Below are 2629 nucleotides of genomic sequence, written 5' to 3'. Positions count from 1 at the left end.
AGCAGCCGGGCAGCGCCAAGGGGGTGGTCTTCGTCACCCTGGAGGACGAAACCGGCATCGCCAACCTGATCGTCTGGCCGCAAGTGCTGGAGACCCACCGCCGGGTCATCCTGGGGGCGGGCCTGCTGGGGGCCTGCGGCCGGGTCCAGCGGGACGGTCCGGTGATCCACCTGCTGGCCGAGACCCTTGCCGACCTGACCCCCCACCTGGCCTCCCTGAGCCGCGGCCAGCCCACCCTGCGGACCGAGTCGCGGGACTTCCGGTGACAGGCGGGGCTCTACGGCCGGGTGCTACCGTGGAAAAAAAATCGCCGGTTAACCTGGGGTTAGGGGCTGGGTGAGAAGATATAGTTGTTATATCTGGATGCGTGCCTACATATTGTTCGCAGGCAGTGAGGGCGTGTGAGATGGTGATCGCATACGTTCGGCAATCGAATGGGGCTCGGCAGCTTGCCGGTTCACTTTTTCGTTCGTTGCGGCGTCTTGGGACGTTGACCCCCAGCGGCGGGGGTGGTAGAACGCCGGTCTTTCCAGGGATGGCACGGCGGCAAACCATTAGGAGAGGCTGCCGGTAGAGGCCGGCAGGTGGTAGTGGAGAAATGCGCAATGACCGCTGATAGGGCAGGCCGGAAATCCTCTGATCGTGAAGATCCCGAGAATTTCCCCATTCCAAAGCCGACGTATCTTAGACGTCATGTGATTCAGGGGTTCGCCGAGCAGGTAGCCAAGAAGTTCGAACTCATGATCGGACAGGACCTTGAGGATCTGGTCGAACGGCTTGGAGGCAAGCTGGTCAGAATGTCTTTCCCCGACGTTGCCGAGGTGGAGCGGCGGATTGGGTCCATCGCCATTTGGAGCCCAAACCGGTTTAAGATATTCCTCCTCGAACCGCAGGATATGGGGCCGGTGTCGACGCGAGAAACGATCGCACATGAACTTGGGCATCTGTTCCTCCATTATCCTCTTGCCGGTGGGCGCATGCGCGCCAACCATACTGTCCCGGAGAAGGAAACCCGGTTGGCCGAGCTTGAGGCGATTTGGTTCGCCGAAGCGTTTCTGGTGCCCAGAGAGCCCCTGAGCCAACTTCATCGCAAAGAGGGTAATAATTATACCGATCTGGCTGCACGGTTCTCCGTCTCAGAATTGACGATCCGTAATCGGATCGCCGCAATCGGGGCCTAGTAATTTTCTACCTTTTGTTGGGTTGTTTCCGGTGCCCCCCTCCAGGCGCAAAATGCCGCGTGATAGTTCTTCTCGAAAGCAAGCGCAACCGGTAGGATTCCCTGCCTGGCGACTGCGACTATTTCTCAGTGTTGATATCGAGGGATCGACAGCATTCAAGCATGGGACCACATTTCTCGCGGAAGCTGATATAGGAAAGAATAAGGCCCGAGACCGTCAGATACCCGAGAACCCAGGGCCTCCGTGGCTTCGCGCTCTTGCCGAGTTCTATACTGGATTCGACGAAGAATTCTCGCAAGCCTGGAAGGAAGGGAAGTCGGTTCCTTCGGGTGACACCCCAACAGATGATGAGCTATTCTCAGGGCATCCTTTGTTTTGGAAGGCTGCCGGCGATGAACTCCTCTATGTCTTGGAACTTCGGGACATCAGGCAAGCGGGGTTCGCACTTGATGTGCTTCGCGTGGCAATCCATCGATATCGGGGGCGTCTGAGACGCTACGGACGTCTCGATCTCAAGGCCACCGCATGGATAGCTGGCTTTCCAGTCAATAACATGGAGATCGTGCTTGGGCCGGTTCCTCCATCGTTAGCACGTACGCCTGCCTGGCAGGCATCTAAGGACAACCGTTTGTTTAGGTTATTGTTGCGGCATTACAGTTACGAACAAAGCCATGCTGGAGAGTCGGACGAAAGAGACATGGGGGTTCTCGATTTCATCGGGCCGCAAATGGACCTGGGATTCCGGCTTGCCAAATTTGCGTCGCCAAGAAAATTCGTTATTTCTGCAGATTTGGCGTATTTATTATGTTCTAAAGTAGAAACATATGGAAAATTTGAAAATTCTGCCTTTGAAAGCCGGGCGCATAGAGATATTCACTATGATGGTGCTCACGAGTTGAAGGGTATACTTGGGGGGGCGTCCCTATCCAATATTCTGGATCGATTCTGATTACCATAATAAAGTAAACGAAGCATATAGAAACATCGAAAACAACCCAACAATTGAGCCAATTAAGATTGTGCAATTTTGGAAAAATTTCGTATTGGGATCTGGAGAGAGGTGGATAATTGAGCCGTTTATTTCCGGTATCCACCTCGATGCAATGGAGCCCCACAAGGAAGCCTTGCTGGCATATCAGATTTTCTTTAACTCGCGAATCAGGCAAGCGGAAGAGAGCGCCGAGAAGGCCGAGCCAGGGGAGTCTAGGGGGGAAAACATTCCTCAGGAAATATTGAATAATCTTCAAAACTACGATTGATCCGGAAGGAATACCCGCTCCGCCGGCAGCAGGACGGTGACGGTGGTGCCGGTGCCCACTTAACTTTCCAGCAGCAGGCGGTCGCTGTGGGCTTCGGTCATGTGGCGGGCCAGCGCCCGGCCCTGGCCGCCCAGGGCTACGGGCCCGCCGGGGACCTGGCGGACCTGCCGCAAGGCCGGCGGGCCGCGG

Annotated in this window: 3 protein-coding genes; all 3 read left to right on the top strand. The window is 56.0% G+C overall.

From position 1 onward, the window contains the following. Positions 1 to 266 (top strand): hypothetical protein (locus H7841_18205; GenBank protein MEO5338791.1); only part of this gene is annotated, 266 nt, incomplete at its 5' end. Positions 267 to 605: 339 nt separating this feature from the next. Next, the gene (locus tag H7841_18200; protein ID MEO5338790.1) at positions 606 to 1181 is read left to right on the top strand and encodes an ImmA/IrrE family metallo-endopeptidase; all 576 of its coding nucleotides are present in this window, start codon (positions 606 to 608) and stop codon (positions 1179 to 1181) included. A gap of 52 nt (positions 1182 to 1233) precedes the next feature. Further along, the gene (locus H7841_18195) at positions 1234 to 2130 is read left to right on the top strand and encodes a hypothetical protein (GenBank protein ID MEO5338789.1); all 897 of its coding nucleotides are present in this window, start codon (positions 1234 to 1236) and stop codon (positions 2128 to 2130) included. Positions 2131 to 2629: the final 499 nt, after the last annotated feature.

The organism is Magnetospirillum sp. WYHS-4, from assembly GCA_039908345.1.
Classification (GTDB): Bacteria; Pseudomonadota; Alphaproteobacteria; order Rhodospirillales; family GLO-3; genus JAMOBD01.
Note: the sequence above shows the minus strand (reverse complement) of the source record. Positions and strands in the feature narration are given on the sequence as shown.